This window comes from Stenotrophomonas sp. 10L48, assembly GCF_056395105.1.
Genome location: NZ_JBFTIX010000012.1, coordinates 134,389 through 150,318 on the forward strand (window position 1 = coordinate 134,389; position 15,930 = coordinate 150,318).

General features: G+C 66.0%; 14 protein-coding genes. 3 read left to right on the forward strand and 11 right to left on the reverse strand.

Annotated features, from left to right (window positions below; all coding sequences use genetic code 11):
* The first annotated feature begins 129 nt into the window (after nucleotides 1-129).
* Together rho and AC1DCU_RS18210 are read left to right on the forward strand one after the other, a co-directional pair.
* Complete coding sequence (gene rho, locus AC1DCU_RS18205) at nucleotides 130-1,911, forward strand: transcription termination factor Rho (protein ID WP_442251961.1); 1,782 nt, start codon at nucleotides 130-132, stop codon at nucleotides 1,909-1,911.
* Between the two features lie 223 nt (nucleotides 1,912-2,134).
* Complete coding sequence (locus tag AC1DCU_RS18210) at nucleotides 2,135-3,709, forward strand: sensor domain-containing diguanylate cyclase (protein WP_282279442.1); 1,575 nt, start codon at nucleotides 2,135-2,137, stop codon at nucleotides 3,707-3,709.
* A gap of 58 nt (nucleotides 3,710-3,767) precedes the next feature.
* Here AC1DCU_RS18210 and AC1DCU_RS18215 read toward each other — a convergent pair whose 3' ends face one another.
* From AC1DCU_RS18215 to aceK, 3 genes are all read right to left on the reverse strand, one after another.
* On the reverse strand, nucleotides 3,768-4,643 hold the full coding sequence (locus tag AC1DCU_RS18215) for an energy transducer TonB (protein WP_313446726.1): 876 nt from the start codon (nucleotides 4,641-4,643) through the stop codon (nucleotides 3,768-3,770).
* 82 nt (nucleotides 4,644-4,725) lie between these two features.
* Nucleotides 4,726-5,619 (reverse strand): energy transducer TonB, encoded by an 894-nt coding sequence (locus AC1DCU_RS18220; protein ID WP_313446724.1) that lies wholly within the window; start codon nucleotides 5,617-5,619, stop codon nucleotides 4,726-4,728.
* A 62-nt stretch (nucleotides 5,620-5,681) separates the two neighbouring features.
* Nucleotides 5,682-7,412 (reverse strand): bifunctional isocitrate dehydrogenase kinase/phosphatase, encoded by a 1,731-nt coding sequence (gene aceK, locus AC1DCU_RS18225; protein WP_442251960.1) that lies wholly within the window; start codon nucleotides 7,410-7,412, stop codon nucleotides 5,682-5,684.
* A 177-nt stretch (nucleotides 7,413-7,589) separates the two neighbouring features.
* Here aceK and AC1DCU_RS18230 point away from each other — a divergent pair, with 177 nt between their 5' ends.
* Nucleotides 7,590-8,336 (forward strand): KilA-N domain-containing protein, encoded by a 747-nt coding sequence (locus tag AC1DCU_RS18230; RefSeq protein WP_025878602.1) that lies wholly within the window; start codon nucleotides 7,590-7,592, stop codon nucleotides 8,334-8,336.
* 63 nt (nucleotides 8,337-8,399) lie between these two features.
* On the opposite strand, the gene AC1DCU_RS18235 is transcribed toward AC1DCU_RS18230, so the two are convergent.
* From AC1DCU_RS18235 to queF, 8 genes are all read right to left on the reverse strand, one after another.
* Complete coding sequence (locus tag AC1DCU_RS18235; RefSeq protein ID WP_025878601.1) at nucleotides 8,400-8,759, reverse strand: hypothetical protein; 360 nt, start codon at nucleotides 8,757-8,759, stop codon at nucleotides 8,400-8,402.
* A 52-nt stretch (nucleotides 8,760-8,811) separates the two neighbouring features.
* Nucleotides 8,812-9,228: a roadblock/LC7 domain-containing protein gene (locus AC1DCU_RS18240; RefSeq protein ID WP_032976421.1), complete on the reverse strand. Its 417-nt coding sequence runs from the start codon at nucleotides 9,226-9,228 to the stop codon at nucleotides 8,812-8,814.
* A complete protein-coding gene (locus AC1DCU_RS18245) occupies nucleotides 9,221-9,769 on the reverse strand; it encodes a GTP-binding protein (protein ID WP_025878599.1) in 549 nt (182 codons plus the stop codon). The genes AC1DCU_RS18240 and AC1DCU_RS18245 overlap by 8 nt, the downstream gene beginning before the upstream one ends.
* Nucleotides 9,762-10,709, reverse strand: coding sequence for a hypothetical protein (locus AC1DCU_RS18250; protein ID WP_032976420.1), 948 nt, complete (start codon nucleotides 10,707-10,709; stop codon nucleotides 9,762-9,764). The genes AC1DCU_RS18245 and AC1DCU_RS18250 overlap by 8 nt, the downstream gene beginning before the upstream one ends.
* Before the next feature lie 303 nt (nucleotides 10,710-11,012).
* Nucleotides 11,013-13,235, reverse strand: coding sequence for an NADP-dependent isocitrate dehydrogenase (locus AC1DCU_RS18255; protein ID WP_080149697.1), 2,223 nt, complete (start codon nucleotides 13,233-13,235; stop codon nucleotides 11,013-11,015).
* Nucleotides 13,236-13,606: 371 nt separating this feature from the next.
* A complete protein-coding gene (locus AC1DCU_RS18260; protein WP_025878596.1) occupies nucleotides 13,607-14,110 on the reverse strand; it encodes a hypothetical protein in 504 nt (167 codons plus the stop codon).
* Nucleotides 14,111-14,157: 47 nt separating this feature from the next.
* Nucleotides 14,158-14,451: a LysM peptidoglycan-binding domain-containing protein gene (locus tag AC1DCU_RS18265; RefSeq protein ID WP_025878595.1), complete on the reverse strand. Its 294-nt coding sequence runs from the start codon at nucleotides 14,449-14,451 to the stop codon at nucleotides 14,158-14,160.
* Nucleotides 14,452-14,657: 206 nt separating this feature from the next.
* Nucleotides 14,658-15,476, reverse strand: a complete 819-nt coding sequence (gene queF / locus AC1DCU_RS18270; protein ID WP_312964111.1) for an NADPH-dependent 7-cyano-7-deazaguanine reductase QueF — start codon at nucleotides 15,474-15,476, stop codon at nucleotides 14,658-14,660.
* Between the last annotated feature and the right edge of the window lie 454 nt (nucleotides 15,477-15,930).

Here is a 15,930-nt window from a genome sequence, read left to right on the forward strand (position 1 = left end):
CGATGATAGTGTCGGCACATCCGGCCGCGTTCGCGTGCCGCATCTTCTGGACGCAGTTTCTTCCAGACCCATTCCCAATGTTCGCCGCCCCAGCCGGGCGCTCGCACCTTCAAGCGAGGAATAACGCTCTTGTCCGATAACACTCCCGAAACCGGTAGCGCTGATGCGCCCGCCGAAAAGCGCGTGCGCAAAGCCCGCGTAACCAAGGCTGCCGCTCCGGCCGCCGCCGAAACCAGCGCCGCCCCTGCGCAGCCTGCCCTGCCGCTGGCAGCCGCGCCCGAGGCGCCGGCACCGGCCGCAGCGCCTTCCGCGCCGAGCGCACCCGCCGCCGAGGCCCCTGCCAGCAGTGGCGGCGGCGAAGGTGGCGAGGGCCGCGAATCCGGCCAGCCGCGGCAGTCGCAGCAGAACAACCAGGGCGGTGGCCAGAACCAGAGCCCCTACAACCAGGGCGGCCAGCAGGGCCAGCAAGGCCAAGGCAACCGCCGTGACCGTTTCCGCAACCGCCGCGACCGTGATCGCAATGGTGGCGGTGGTGGTGGCGGTGGTGGCAACGGCGGTCGCTTCCGCGACGACGGCATGCCCAACGACAACGGCGAACAGCAGCCGTTCGTACCGCGTCCGCACGCCAACGTCCCCGAAGGCTTCCCGGTCTATTCGCTGAGCGACCTCAAGCGCATGCCGGCCCAGAAGCTGCTGGAGATCGCCGAGCAGCTGCAGATTTCCGAAGGCGTGGCCCGTGCCCGCAAGCAGGACGTGATCTTCGCGCTGCTGAAGGTGCTGACCCGCCACGGCGACGGCGTTGCCGCCGACGGCGTGCTGGAAATCCTGCCGGACGGCTTCGGCTTCCTGCGCGCGGCCGAGGCCAGCTACCTGGCCGGCCCGGACGACACCTACATTTCGCCCAGCCAGATCCGCCGCTTCAACCTGCGTACCGGCGACCACCTGTCCGGCCGCATCCGCTTCCCGAAGGACGGCGAGCGCTACTTCGCGCTGTCGATCGTGGACACCATCAACGGTGAGCCGCTGGAAGCGTCGAAGAACAAGGTGCTGTTCGAGAACCTGACCCCCCTGTTCCCGCGTCGCCGTTTCACCCTGGAGCGCGGCAATGGTTCGTCGGAAGACATCACCGGCCGCATCCTCGACCTGATGGCGCCGCAGGGCAAGGGCCAGCGCTCGCTCATCGTGTCCCAGCCGAAGGCCGGCAAGACGATGATGATGCAGCAGGTGGCCACGGCCATCACCACCAACCATCCGGACGTGCACCTGATCGTGCTGCTGATCGACGAGCGCCCGGAAGAAGTGACCGAAATGCAGCGCACCGTGCGCGGCGAGGTCATCAGCTCGACCTTCGACGAACCGGCCGCGCGCCACGTGCAGGTGGCCGAAATGGTCATCGAGCGTGCCAAGCGCCTGGTCGAACACAAGAAGGACGTGGTGATCCTGCTCGACTCGATCACCCGCCTGGCGCGTGCCTACAACAACGTCGTGCCGAGCTCGGGCAAGGTGCTGACCGGTGGTGTGGACGCCAACGCCCTGCATCGCCCCAAGCGCTTCTTCGGTGCCGCGCGCAACGTGGAAGAAGGTGGCAGCCTGACCATCATCGCCACCGCGCTGGTCGATACCGGCTCGAAGATGGACGAGGTGATCTACGAAGAGTTCAAGGGCACCGGCAACAGCGAAGTGCACCTGAGCCGTCGCATCGCTGAAAAGCGCGTGTTCCCGGCCATCGACATCAACCGTTCGGGCACCCGTCGCGAAGACCTGCTGATCGAGCCGGAGCTGCTGCAGAAGATCTGGATCCTGCGCAAGCTGCTGCATCCGATGGACGAAATGACGGCGATGGAATTCCTGCTGGACAAGATGAAGAACACCAAGTCCAACGACGAGTTCTTCGGTTCGATGAAGCGCTGATCGCGCGGCATTGATGGAATATGGAAAGGCCCCGCAGTGCGGGGCTTTTTCTTTGGGTGGCGGCAGGACGAACGGCTTCACTTCGCGGCCCTGTGAATTGGCGATAATCTGCGGGACAAATGCCTGACTCTCCGCCCCGGCCGCGCTGGCCGGGCCGCCGATTTCCGCTGTTGCCCCATCCGGAGGATCCGGCGGGTCCAGCCCTGCACGATTCTTCAACCGCATGCGCACGCTGTCCCCCCGCCTCAACCTGGGCAAGCTGATCCTTGCCCTGGCCCTGCTCAGCGCCGTCATCGCCCTGGCCAACACGCTGCTTGCCAGCTATCGCGTACAGCGCGACCAGCTGGTGGGCAACACCCTGGAAGCCAACCGCGTGTACGCCACCAAGCTGGCCGAGACCACGCAGAACTTCCTGCTGGCCGCGCAGCAGCAGCTGGCCTATGCCGCCACCCGGCTTGGCGACAACGACATGGATCCGGCCCAGGCGCAGGATGAGGCCCGTCGCCTGCAGCTGCAGTCCAGCAGCTTCAACTCCTCGCTGGTGGTGGCCAACGACGGGCGGGTGATCGCGACCTCGCCGCAGAGCCTGCAGCTGCAGGGCGAGATCCTGCGCAGCGCTGGCAACAAGGCAGCGTTGGAACGGCGCCAGCCGATGATCAGCGATCCCTACCAGTCGGCCACCGGCAAGCTGCTGATTTCGATCTCGCACCCGGTATTCGACCGCAGCGGCCAGTACCGGGGCTATGTGAGCGGCACCCTGTACCTGCGCCAGCGCAGTGCACTCAACACCCTGCTGGGTACGCACTACTACCGCGATGGTTCCTACCTGTACGTGGTGGACCGCCATGGCCGCCTGATCTATCACAACAACCCCAAGGAAGTGGGCACCTACGCGTTGAACAACCCGGCGGTGAAAGAAGTGATGCGTGGCCAGCGCGGTGCGCAGCAGGTGCGCAACAACCACCAGGTGGCGATGCTGGCCGGTTACGCGCCCGTGGCGGCAACCGGCTGGGGCATCGTCGCGCAGCGCCCGACCGAGGCGACGCTGCAGCCGCTGTCACGCCTGATGTCGGCGGTGATCTGGAATGCCATTCCGCTGGGCGTGCTGTCGCTGCTGATCACCTGGTGGTTCGCCCGCCGCATTTCGCTGCCGCTGTGGCAGCTGGCGCGCAACGTGCAGGACGGCGAGGACACCGGCAATGCGATCAGCCACGTCAATGGCATCCGTGCCTGGTACTTCGAAGTGGCGCAGCTGAAACAGGCTGTGCTGTACAGCTTCAATGCGCTGCAGGACCGGATCGGCACGCTCAACCGCGCCAGCCGTACCGATCCGCTGACCGGCCTGCTCAACCGTCGCGGGCTGCAGCAGGCGCTCGACGCGCTGCAGGCGCAGGGCCTGCCGTTTGCGATCCTGACGCTGGATATCGACCGCTTCAAGTCGATCAACGACAGCCACGGTCACGACGTCGGTGATGCGGCCATCGTCCATATCGCCGAACAGATGCGCCGCCATTCGCGCGAGACCGACGTGCTGTGCCGCGCCGGTGGCGAGGAGTTCCTGGTGCTGCTGCCGGGCGTTGGCATCGAAGCGGCCCGGCACACCGGCGAGCGCCTGCGCCAGGCCATCGCCGACGAACCGTTCGCTCCGGTGGGCACCATCACCGTGTCACTGGGAGTGGCCCACTTCCCCAGTTTCCATACCGATCCGGAACAGGCACTGCGCTTGGCCGACAAGGCCCTGTACCTGGCCAAGGAACAGGGCCGCAACCGGGTGGTGGTGTACCCGCACGCCGATTGAGCACATCGATTCAAGCGGGATGCACCGGGGCAGGCCCGGCGCATCCCGCAATGACGCATCAGCCCAGCGGGGTGAGCAGGCGCGGGCCTTCCTGCGCACGACCGACCATGTACACACCGCCTTCGGGCAGCAGATCGCTTCCGGCGGCCAGGGTTTCCTCACCGGTCTTCCACGGCGCCTGCTGGCGCGGGCCGGGAATGTACGCGGTCCAGCGGCCGTAACGCTCACGCGAATCCTGGAAGGCGAAGCGCACCGGTACGCGCACGGTCCAGAACTCGCGATCCTTGTCCTCGCCGGTTGTGGGCGGGTTGAACGTCCAACGCTTGGCGCTATTGACGCTGGCCTTGGCCAGGATATCGCGCAGCTGGTTCATCGCGCGCGCGGTACCAATCACGGTCAGATTGGTCTGCTCGGCAATCACATCAGCCACCCTGCCATCGCGGCCGACCTTGACCATCAGCATGACCGTGCCCTCCCCCTGCATGGTCACCGCCTGCGGTGGGTAATCCGGTCCCCGCAGTGCATTGCTGGTCACCCTGTCGGTGCCGACCTCACGCTCGCCATCCACCTTGCTGAAATTGGCATCGACCAGGCGGACCCGCATGGTGCCCTCGGCAGCATTGTCGGCCATCAGCCGCAGGCGCACCGCAGTGCGTGCCTGCACGGGCGCGCCATTGACCAGCACCGGGTCGAAACGCCAGCCCTGCACGGCCTTGTCCACGAAATCGGCAATACCCGCGTCGATCTTCTCGCGACGATCGAGCTGGAACCCTTCAACCTGGCCTTCGCGGCCGATGTCGATGACGCCACCAAGGGTCATGCTGGCCTCGGCCTGCCTGCGTACCTCGCGCGCGGTCTGCGCATCGGCGGTATCGATCAGGGCGGCACCGCCAGACACCGCAAGGGCCAGTGCCAGGAAAAGAGAAGAACGCATCACAGCCACTCCTTGTGCATGAAGATGATGAAGTCTGACCCCCGGGCAGGGGCCGATGAAACGTGGGGGCGGTTGACCGGCATCATTGCTCGGCAAGCGGAGTCAACAGACGCAGCCCGCGGGTAGCGCTATCGACCATGTAGACGCCACCGGCCGGCAACAGATCGGTACCGACCTGCGCGGCATCGTCGGTGGTGCGCCACGGGGCCTGCTGGCGGGGGCCGGGAATGTAGGCCTGCCAGCGGCCGTAAGGAGTGGGGGGTTGCCTGCTGCCCTTGTCGTTCAGCGCGAAGGTGACCGGCACGCGCACGGTCCAGAACGCCAGGCCTTTGTCCCCGCCGGAGGTCGGCGGAGTGAACGTCCACTTGCGGGCCTCGCTGATGCTGGCCTTGGCCAGCATGTCGCGCATCTTCTGCATCGCGTGCTCGGGTGCCACCACGCCCATGTTCACCTGTTCGGCGATGACGTCGGCAACCACACCATCACGCTCGACCTTGACCAGCAGCATCACCTCGCCCTGTGCGCCGACGCGGAATGCCGCCTCCGGATAGCGCGGAGGCCTCATCTGGTTTCCGGTCACTGCGTCGGTGGCCTTGTCGTCATACTCGCTGAAATCCACGCTGGTCATGCGCACTTCCGTGCTGCCATCGACGCCGGGCCTGCCAAGCAGACGTACACGCAACGGTGCATGTTTCGCCACCGGCTTTCCGTCCACCAGGGTAGGTTCAAACTGCCACCTGCGGATCGTGCCATCCACGAACGCGGCGATGGCCGGTGCGATCGACACCTGCTGGTCCAGCACAAGGCCACTGACCGCACCATCTGCAGCGACATCGATGTTGCCGGTCAAGACCATGCTGGCTTCGGCGGTGGCACGCACCGCGCGTGTGCTCTGCGCTGCCGCATCGGTGCTGAGCAGGGCGCCAGCCGAGCCGATCGCAAGCGCGAAGGCGAGAAACAGGGGAGAACGCATCATTGCCGATCCTTGGTGATGAAAGTGCCGAGATTACCCGAGTTCCTCGCAGTCGGCGCGGCCAATCACGCCAACCGCTGCGCAGCCGAATACGGTGGCGTGTCCGGATAATCGCCCGCCGCAAAGCGCGCCTGTAGCCCCTGCCACCAGGCAGGATCGAACAGATGACGATAGTGCTCGCGCACCGCTGCCAGTTCCTGCGCCGGCAAGCCCATGAACGGCCCGAACCGCTCGGGGAAAACATCGCGCGGACCGACATGGAACCAGGGCTCATCGGCCATCGCTTCTTCCGGAGAGCCTGGCTTGGGCCAGGCCCGGAATACGCAGTCGCTGACCAGGCACAACTCGTCGTAGTCGTAGAACACGGCACGGCCGTGGCGCGACACGCCGAAGTTCTTCGGCAGCATGTCACCGGGGAAGATGTTGTTGCGCGCCATGTCGGTGATCGCCTGCGCGTAGTCGAGTACCGCTGCGCGCACGGCCTCGCCAGCCTGTTCGCGCAGATAGAGATTCAATGGCCGGAAGCGACGCTGCACGTAGCACAACGCGATCTCCACCTCGTCGCCATCCACGCGCACGCTCTGCGCGCACTGCTGCAGCAGCTCGTCCAGCAGCACCGGGGCGAAGCGTTCGCGCGGGAAACGCAGATGCCGGTAGGGCTGTGCGTCAAGCAGGCGACCGACACGGTCGAGGTTGAACACCAGGGCGTACTTCTCCTCCACCTGCTGCCGCGACATCGTCTTGGGCCAAGCGAAACGATCACGGATCAGCTTGAACACCAGCGGGTAGCTGGGCAGGGTGAACACCGCCATGACCATGCCCGGCGTGCCTTCGGCATGCGCCAGACGCTCGTTCGGGTGTTCATTGAAGTGGCGGAAGAACGTCCGGTAGCGCTCGGTCTTGCCCTGTTTGGCGCGTCCGAGCACGGTATAGATCTCGTCGATCGGCTTGCCCGGCAGCAGGCTGCGCAGGAACACCACCGCATCGCCAACCGTACCCAGGTCAGCCTGGAAATAGCTGCGCGACACGCCGAACAGATGGGCCACATCGCGACGCCGGGTCAGCACGGCATCGGCGCGCAGGCCCTGGTCGTCGTTGACCAGCGCGATCACGCACGGCGAGAAACGGTGTTCACCGAACACGCGCCCGACCAGATAGGCGCGACGCTCGCGGTAGAACACGGTATCGAGCAGTTCGATGCTGCGTACCGGCGTGTCGCCCCAGTGCGCCAGATCGTCCTGCAGGCGCACGGCGATGGCGGCGGCACAGCGCAACTGGTGCGCATACGGAACATCGAAGCGGTAGTCGGCCAGCACCCGTTGCAGCGCCTCTACCGGCCGCGTCGGCGAGACCGCGTAGGTGTGGCGCGCCACCGGATGGGTGATCGCATCGGAGGGCTCGACATCGAAGGCGATGAACTCCACTTCCGGGTCCACACCGCGGATGGCGAACAGCCGTCGCGACAACGTGTTGTAGAAGGTCTTGTAGAGCTCGGCGTCGATCAGGCCCTGCAGCAGGGCACTGAAGTGCGCGTGCACCTGCAGCCACAGCGCGCGTTCGCTGATGGCGTCACCGGCCAGCCGCCGCAGCGCATCCATCTGCTCGGCGATGCACTGGTCGTACAGGGCGATGCGCTCCACCGCATCGTGGCGCGCCGCCGCCCAGTCGCGCTGCTGGAAACGCAGCCGGGCACGCGCCGTGATCGCGGCAAAGCGGGCGTGATACTGCTCGAAACCATCGCGGATGGCCTCGGCGATGCGCGGTGCCAGTTCGGTTGCAGTGACAGGATCGGACATGCACGACGTATCCGGGGAAACCGACCTAACCATACGCTGGCGTGGGGTAGCTTGTGTAGAGCCGAGCCACGCTCGGCTGCTGCTGCCTCAGAGAACCAGACAAACGCAACCATTCCTACAGACCCCGTGCGACTGCATTGCCTACTCTTTCAGGCCCATAACGGCATGAGGCGACGCATGCAGCAAATGACCCTGATCCCACGCATGGAGGAAGGCAACGTAATCCCGCAACGGGTACGCGACGGCTACATCAGCGCGACGGCGCTCTGCCAGTCAGTGGGCAAGCGCTGGTCGGACTATCGGTCGCTGAAATCCACCGGTGAGTTCATCGAGGAGCTGACCCTGCAGACCGGCCTCCCGGAGGACCAGCTCATCCATGTGGTGTCCGGGGGCAATGCGGCGATGCAGGGCACCTGGATCCACCCTTACCTTGCCATCAATCTCGGCCAATGGTTGTCACGCAAATTCGCGGTGAAGGTGTCGCAATGGGTGGTGGAATGGCAGCAGGGCCGGGCGAACGCCGTCATGCCCGCCCACATCGAGCGCTACATGCAGAACCGCTCGAAAGTGCCCTACACGCATTTCTCGATGTTGAACGAGCTGACCCTGAACCTGATCGCGCCACTGGAGCAGGCGGGCTATACGCTGCCGCAGGAGCTGGTGCCGGACATCTCCGAGGGCCGGCTGTTCTGCAAGTGGCTGCGCGATCACAAGGGCATCGATCCCAACACCTTCGACACCTATGAGCACAGCTATCCAGACGGCCGCAACGTGCAGGCAAAGCTCTATCCGAACGAGCTCTACGAAGACTTTCGCCGGCACTTCAACGAAACCTGGCTCCCACTGCATGCGCCCAGATACTTTGCTGCGCGCGACAGGCAGGCGCTGACCTTCGTACGCACGCTTCTGCTGCCTTCGACATGACGTCACAGCGGACCGATCCCTGGGCTGCCGTGCAGCACCAGGGATCGGTCCCACCGGGCCGGCTCAGATCGCCAGTTCGGCCTCCACGTCCTGCACCTTGCGCCGCGCCAGGGCGAGGTTGGACTTGGTCCGGTCCAGCACGATGTAGAAGAACAGGCCCTTCTTCTTCGCCACCGGGCGCATGATGTGATACGCCTTGCCCAGCGAGATCAGGATGTCCTCGATGCCATCGTTGAGGTTGAGCGAGGCGGCGGTTTTCATCTTCGCGCGGATCACTTCGGTGTTGCCGGCCGCCGCCACTTCCATGTCCATGCCCGAACCGGCCTCGCCCAGCAGCATGCCGCTTTCGTAGTCGACCAGCGCCACGGCCTGCGCGCCATCGATACCCATCAGTGCAGTCAACGAATCATTCAATCCAGCCACGTTGCACCCCTCTCAATGTTGGTTCGAGCCCCTCGTTCCCCTGCGGCCGGGCTCACGATCCGCTGAGTTCGGCCAGGATCGCCTGGCCACATTCCCTGCTCTGCCACAGCACCTGGCCGATCACGCTGCGCTGGTCGCAGGCCGCCATCAGCAGCAACGGCGCTCGCCCCTCGGCCTGGATGGCCAGCATCAGCACCTTGCCACCGGCGGCCTCCAGCATCAGCGTCTGCAGATCGCCCAGTGCCAGTTCGCGCCCCACTGCTGCAGCCAGGGCCAGCATCGCGCTGGTCATCGCCGCCAGGCGTTCGCCACGCCCCTCCGCACCAGCACTGACCAGGGCAAAGCCATCGACGCTGGCCAGCACCACGGTCCGCACCCCTTCCACCCGCTGCTGCAGGTCCTGCAGCAGCGGCTGCAGGCGCTCGCGCTGCTGCGCGTCCGGCAACGGCGCGCCTTGTCCATCAGCCATGTGCGGCCACCAGTGCATGCGCTTCCATTTCGCTCATCAGTACGTCCATCAGCAGCAGTCCTTGTTCACGATCACGGGCATCCACCGCCAGCAACGGCAGCGGCTGGCCATCGAGCCGGGCGCGCTCGGCCCAGTCATCCAGTGCCGCTGCCGGCACCTGGTCAAGATGGGTCACCGCCACCACCAGGGCCAATGCCGGACCGAACGGGCGCAGCACCTGCAGGTAGGCGTCCAGCTCAGCGGCCACCCCGGCACGGCGCGCGTCCAGCAGCAACACCGCACCGCGCGCACCCTGCAGCAGGATCGGCCACAGGAAATCAAAGCGCTGCTGGCCAGGCGTGCCATACAGGCGCAGCCTCTCGCCGTTGGGCAGGTCGATATCGGCGTAGTCCAGCGCCACCGTGGTCGAAGCCTTGTCGGCACCCGCGCGGTCGCTGTTGGCTACGTCGGTGTCGACCACCGCTCCGGCGGCGATGCTGCGTACCAATGTCGACTTGCCGCTGCCCATGCCACCGAGCACCACCACCTTGTGCTCACGCATCGCGGTCACTCCCGCGCAGCGTGCGCCACAGGCGTGCGAGCAGGCCGTTGTCGGCAGTGCTGGCACGCGCACCCACCAGCGGTACTGCAGGTGCGACCTGCAGCTGCGCATAACCGCACAGGTAGGCGGCGTGGATGAAATCGCGCACGGCGGCGGCGGGAAGATCCAGCAGCATCGCGCATTCGTCCACCGTGCAGGCACGCTTGAGCAGCAGCGAACATAGACGGAAGCCATCGTGATCGTGGCCGAGCACGCGGAAGTCCGGCCAGCGCAGCAGCTTCACCGACGCCCCGCGCAGGCGCTCATCCAACGCCTGCCAGTGACGGCTGCGCTGCGCCCATTGCCACAGCAACGGACGCAACGGCAGTCGCGTGCGGTCACCCGCCAGTGCCTGCAGCTGCGCCGGCAGCAGCGCATCCAGATACAGGTGCTCGAAGCCGTGTGCCAGCCGTTCCACCAGCACGGTAGCCGGCTCGTGCAGCAGCACCGCCTGGTCCTGTTCCAGATCCAGCAGCAGCAGCGGCTCTCCACCCTCGCCCAGCAGCGCCTGGCCCTGCCGCGATGGCAGCCGCTCGCGCAGCAGGCGGGTGATCGCATGCGCGCCGTCAGCCAAGCGGATCGGTGTCGCATCGGTGCCGGTCTGCATGCCGCGCAGCGCCCGTCCTATCGCGCCATCATCCAGTACGTCCTGGCCGCCATCGCCCTCGCGCAACTGGCCGCCGAGGTCCTCGATCCAGCAGTGCAGGCGCGGGCGCTGCTGGCGCATGCGCAGTGCCGCGTTGCGCAGCGCAGGCGTATCGCGAATCACCAGCAGATCGCAGTCGTCCAGGTCCTGGCTGCGGCGGATCTGTCCGTCCGGCAGCGCCGAGGCCATCCGCAGCCTCTGCAGCAGGGCCTGTTCGCCCTGGATGTCGGTTCCCACTACGAGCACGCGTGCCATCCGTGTTCCCCGTGCGACCACCTCCCCGGCGGTCTCGCATCGCCAAGGCTAGGCCATGGCTTGCCGCCATCGTCGTGATCGACTGCTCATATTGGTGGCAGTGGTGAACATGCATGCGTCCGTTCTGCGACGGCCATCGCGGGCAAGTTTCATGCCGTGTTGACGGCGTTCCGACAGATGACGGATTTCACGGTTTTGTGCAGCTCCCGTCCGCGCGTGGACAGGCACCAACGGCATGCGGGCAAAAAGAAACCCGCGCCGAGGCGCGGGTTTCTTTCCAGGTCTCAACCGGGCGGCGATGAATCAGCCGCGCAGCTGCTCCAGCGCGGCATTGAAGGTCGCGCTCGGACGCATCGCGGCAGCGGCCTTGGCCACATCCGGACGGTAGTAGCCGCCGATGTCCACGGCCTTGCCCTGCACCGCGATCAGCTCGTCAACGATCTTCTGCTCGTTGTCGGCCAGCGCCTTGGCCAGCGGAGCGAAGCGTGCCTGCAGTGCGGCATCTTCGTTCTGCGCTGCCAGGGCCTGCGCCCAGTACAGGGCGATGTAGAAGTGGCTGCCACGGTTGTCGATGCCACCGAGCTTGCGCGACGGCGACTTGTCGTTGTCCAGGAACTGGCCGTTGGCCTCGTCCAGTGCCTTGGCCAGCACGCGGGCGGCAGCGTTGTCGTAGCGGTTGCCCAGATGCTCCAGCGACGCGGCCAGGGCCAGGAACTCACCCAGCGAATCCCAGCGCAGGTAGTCCTCTTCGACGAACTGCTGCACGTGCTTCGGTGCCGAACCGCCAGCACCGGTCTCGAACAGGCCGCCACCGGCCATCAGCGGCACGATCGACAGCATCTTGGCGCTGGTGCCCAGCTCCATGATCGGGAACAGATCGGTGAGGTAATCGCGCAGCACGTTGCCGGTCACCGAAATGGTGTCCTCGCCCTTGCGGATGCGGGCCAGCGAGAAGGTGGTCGCTTCCACCGGCGGCAGGATGCGGATATCCAGGCCGGTGGTGTCGTGGTCCTTCAGGTACGTCTCGACCTTGGCGATGACCTGCGCGTCGTGGGCGCGGGCGGCGTCCAGCCAGAACACGGCCGGGGTGCTGCTCAGGCGCGCGCGTTCGACGGCCAGCTTGACCCAGTCCTGGATCGGCGCGTCCTTGGTCTGGCACATGCGCCAGATGTCACCGGCTTCCACGGCGTGTTCGAACACCACGTTGCCGGCCTCGTCGGTGACCTTGACCACGCCGTCGGCAGCGATCTGGAAGGTCTTGTCGTGCGAGCCATACTCTTCAGCCTTCTGCGCCATCAGGCCGACGTTGGGCACCGAGCCCATGGTTGCCGGGTTGAAGGCACCGTTGCTGCGGCAGTCGTCGATGACAGCCTGGTACACGCCGGCATAGCAGCGGTCCGGAATGACCGCCTTGGTGTCCTGCAGCTTGCCTTCGGCATTCCACATCTTGCCGGAGTCGCGGATCATCGCCGGCATCGAGGCGTCGACGATCACGTCGCTCGGCACGTGCAGGTTGGTGATGCCCTTGTCCGAGTTGACCATGGCCAGGCCCGGACGCTGAGCGTACTCGGCCTGCAGGTCGGCTTCGATGGCGGCACGGGTGGCTTCGGGCAGCGACGGCAGGCGCGCGACCAGATCACCGATGCCGTTGTTGGCATCGAAACCGGCCTGCTTGAGCGTGTCGGCGTGCTTGGCGAGCACGTCCTTGTAGAACTCGTTGACGACCACGCCGAACATGATCGGGTCGGAGACCTTCATCATGGTCGCCTTCAGGTGCAGCGAGAACAGCACGCCCTGCGACTTGGCGTCTTCGATCTGCGCATCGATGAAGGCGGCCAGCGCCTTGCGGCTCATCACTGCCGCGTCGACGATCTCACCGGCCTTGACCGCGGTCTTTTCCTTCAGCACGACGGTGCTGCCGTCCTTGCCGTGCAGGGTGATCTTCAGCGCGCCGGCGTTGGCCAGGGTGGCCGACTTCTCGCTGCCGTAGAAATCACCCGCGTCCATGTGCGCAACGTGCGACTTCGAATCGGACGCCCAGGCGCCCATGCGGTGCGGGTGCTTGCGGGCGTAGTTCTTCACCGACAGCGGCGCGCGCCGGTCGGAGTTGCCTTCGCGCAGCACCGGATTGACTGCGCTGCCCTTGACCTTGTCGTAGCGCGCCTTGTAGTCGCGCTGCTGGTCGTCGGCCGGGGTTTCCGGGTAATCCGGCAGCGGATAGCCCTGGTCCTGCAATTCCTTGATGGCGGCCTTCAGCTGCGGCACCGAGGCGGAGATGTTCGGCAGCTTGATGATGTTGGCGTCGGGGGTGGTCGCCAGCTGGCCCAGCTCGGCCAGGTCATCGTTGACCTTCTGCGCATCGCTCAGCAGTTCCGGGAACAGCGACAGGATGCGGCCGGACAACGAGATGTCACGGGTTTCCACTGCGATGCCCGCGGTGGAGGTATAGGCGTCGACGATCGGCAGCAGCGACTGGGTGGCCAGGAACGGTGCTTCGTCGGTCAGCGTGTAGAGGATCTTGGACATGGGGGACTTGGACTCTGTAGCAGTGCTCAGGGGAAGGCCGGCGCCAGCGCCGGGCCACGTGCAACCGTGTCACTTTCCCCGCCGCCGTCAGGGTGGGCGCGCGCCGGGGAAACCCCTGCATTGTCGCGTTTTCAGCCGCGCGGGGCAAAGCCGTGCCATACGCGGCGGTACTGCACGCCGGCAACGCTGTGATCCATCCACGCATGGCGTGGGTCTGCGGAAACATCGCCGCGCGAGGAACGGCCAGGTGTCTGCACCCGTAGATCCACGCCATGCGTGGATGAGGCCTTCCCGCAACACCACCAACAAAAAAGGACGCAGCCTCGCGGCTGCGTCCATCGTGAGTCCAACCGGGAGAGAGTCGGCGGGACTTACTTGACCTCAAACTCCTGCGGCGTTCCGGCCGCCTTACCATCAACCATGACTTCGGCGCGGTACTTGCCGGCCGGCCAGCCATTGGCATTCTTGAAGGTGATGTTGGTGGTCTCTGCACCGCTGGTGTTCAGGGTTGCGTTCTGCTCACCGGCCACCTGGCCATCCTGGAAGGTCAGCTTGGCGCCGACGGTGACATTGTTGGCCGCGCCATCGGTCTTCACCGAGACGATGACATCGTCCTTCGGCGCGAACAGGGCGGCCGTGGTGACCGACTTGTCAGCTGCGGCGGTCTTGCCGACAGTGACCGCCGATACCGCTACGGCCGATGCAGCCATCGGCGGCGGCGCGCCGGTCATCGGCGCGGGCGCCTCGGCCGGCGTGGTTGCCGCCGGAGCTGCGTTGTTGTCTGCGGTTTCTTCCTTCTTCTTGCAGCCCACCAGGGCGACGCTGCCCAGCAACGCGGCCAGCAGGGCATTCTGAAGCGGGGTCGTCTTGATCATTCGGGGTTCCTCCAAGGATTGTTCGGACGGCGATTGGATCGCCGGTATTACTTCGGCGGCAGTTTCAGGGTCTGGCCCGGGAAGATCTTGTCCGGGTCGTCGAGCACATCGCGGTTGGCTTCGAAGATCTTCTTCCAGGCGTTGGCATCGCCCAGGTGCTGCTTGGCGATCTTCGACAGCGAATCACCCTTCTGCACGGTGTAGGTGCCACCGCTGACCACCTCGGCGGTACTGTCCACCGAAGCACTGACGCCGGAAAAGTCCGCCTTGGGGACCTGCTGGGCGGTACTGTCGACGCTGCCACTGACGCCGGAGAAATCGGCTTTCTTCTCGGTACTCATCCACACACTCCCGTCTGTATGACTACATGGCTGGCACGGTGTCATAGAGGTTGTTAAATGGGGATGGTGCCGATGTGAAGCCGCCCCCCGGGGCGGCTGAACAATCGGGGCCCAACCGGTAGCGCCGGGCCATGCCGGGCGGCTCCGTATGGGGCCGCTGCGCTCGCCGGGCATGGCCCGGCGCTACCTGTAACCGCCTGCGGCGGTTACTGCCGCAGTTCGCGGTAGGTCGCGGCCGGGGCGGCAATGCCAGGGCTGGCGCGCCACGGGTTGATGTCCAGGCCACCGCGACGGGTATAGCGGCCTTCGACTTCCAGCCACTGCGGCCGGCAGCGCGCGGACACTTCACTGAAGATGCGCTCGACGCACTGCTCATGGAACTCGGCGTGCTCGCGGTAGCTGACCAGGTAGCGCAGCAGGCCGGCACGATCAATCTGCGGGCCGCGGTAGCGCAGGCTGACAGTGGCCCAGTCCGGCTGCCCGGTGACCGGGCAGTTGGACTTCAGCAGGGCCGAGACCAGGGTCTCCTCCACCAGCGCATCGGCGTTGGCCGACAGGTAGTCCGCCTGCGGCGGGCCATAGCAGTCGATGTCCACCTCAAGGCCGTCGATCGACTCGCCCAGCGGTGATTCGCGCAACGCCGGCAGGCCGAACGTGACCTGGACCGGGGCGCCGGCGCAGGCCGACAGGTCGGCGACGAGGCGCTCGCGCAGGGCTTCGGCACTGTCGATGCGGGTGCTGTTGAGGGAGTTCAGGTACAGCTTGAACGACTTCGATTCGATCAACCGCGGCGAGGTGCACGGCACCTGCACGGTGGCGACGGCGACCTGCGGTTTGCCACGCGGGTCAAGCCAGCTCAGCTCGAAGGCGTGCCAGCGGTCATGGCCGACGAAAGGCAGCGCGGCCTCGTCGAGGCCGATCTCGGCACGGGCGCCGACGCGCGGGATGGGAAACAGCAGGCCGGGATCGTACTGCGACGGGTAACTGACCTCGCGACCGAGGCTGGAATCCTGTGGGGTGTTCATGGTGCTTATTGTATCGCGCGCAGAGCGGGCCTTCGGCCGGGTCGGCCAACGGCGGAGCCCCTCCGTGGTGGGGTTGGTTGGTCGCGGAAAGCCCCGACTCCCGGGTGCGGGCCGGGCGGGTGGGGCTGGCGGGGACGCCGTGAATCCATCCTTGGAGGCTTAGCCGCGCCATCCATGGCGCGGATACCCCGCCACCCCCACCCGCCCGGCCCCCAGACACATTTCTGCCGCCGATCCACCACGGGAAAGATCAGAAAAACAAAATCAAAAGCCGATACTTCAGACGTTCATGATGTCCGCCGTGTCGACCAAGGTCGACACCTACCAAAGCAGGATGTCGTTCCGACAGCCGCGGGAAGCTGTCGAAGGCGGGGTGGGTCCGGTTGCGGGGGTGTCCGCGGCATGGATGCCGCGGCCAAGCCCCCATGGACGGGTTTACGGCGTCCCCCGCAAC

What these genes read in the sequence shown, in the direction of transcription:
- AC1DCU_RS18210 (WP_282279442.1), top strand. Translation starts at nt 2,135, where the DNA reads ATGCGCACGCTGTCCCCCCGCCTCAACCTGGGCAAGCTGATCCTTGCC.
- AC1DCU_RS18215 (WP_313446726.1), bottom strand. Translation starts at nt 4,643, where the DNA reads ATGCGTTCTTCTCTTTTCCTGGCACTGGCCCTTGCGGTGTCTGGCGGT.
- AC1DCU_RS18220 (WP_313446724.1), bottom strand. Translation starts at nt 5,619, where the DNA reads ATGATGCGTTCTCCCCTGTTTCTCGCCTTCGCGCTTGCGATCGGCTCG.
- aceK (WP_442251960.1), bottom strand. Translation starts at nt 7,412, where the DNA reads ATGTCCGATCCTGTCACTGCAACCGAACTGGCACCGCGCATCGCCGAG.
- AC1DCU_RS18230 (WP_025878602.1), top strand. Translation starts at nt 7,590, where the DNA reads ATGCAGCAAATGACCCTGATCCCACGCATGGAGGAAGGCAACGTAATC.
- AC1DCU_RS18240 (WP_032976421.1), bottom strand. Translation starts at nt 9,228, where the DNA reads ATGGCTGATGGACAAGGCGCGCCGTTGCCGGACGCGCAGCAGCGCGAG.
- AC1DCU_RS18245 (WP_025878599.1), bottom strand. Translation starts at nt 9,769, where the DNA reads ATGCGTGAGCACAAGGTGGTGGTGCTCGGTGGCATGGGCAGCGGCAAG.
- AC1DCU_RS18250 (WP_032976420.1), bottom strand. Translation starts at nt 10,709, where the DNA reads ATGGCACGCGTGCTCGTAGTGGGAACCGACATCCAGGGCGAACAGGCC.
- AC1DCU_RS18255 (WP_080149697.1), bottom strand. Translation starts at nt 13,235, where the DNA reads ATGTCCAAGATCCTCTACACGCTGACCGACGAAGCACCGTTCCTGGCC.
- AC1DCU_RS18260 (WP_025878596.1), bottom strand. Translation starts at nt 14,110, where the DNA reads ATGATCAAGACGACCCCGCTTCAGAATGCCCTGCTGGCCGCGTTGCTG.
- AC1DCU_RS18265 (WP_025878595.1), bottom strand. Translation starts at nt 14,451, where the DNA reads ATGAGTACCGAGAAGAAAGCCGATTTCTCCGGCGTCAGTGGCAGCGTC.
- queF (WP_312964111.1), bottom strand. Translation starts at nt 15,476, where the DNA reads ATGAACACCCCACAGGATTCCAGCCTCGGTCGCGAGGTCAGTTACCCG.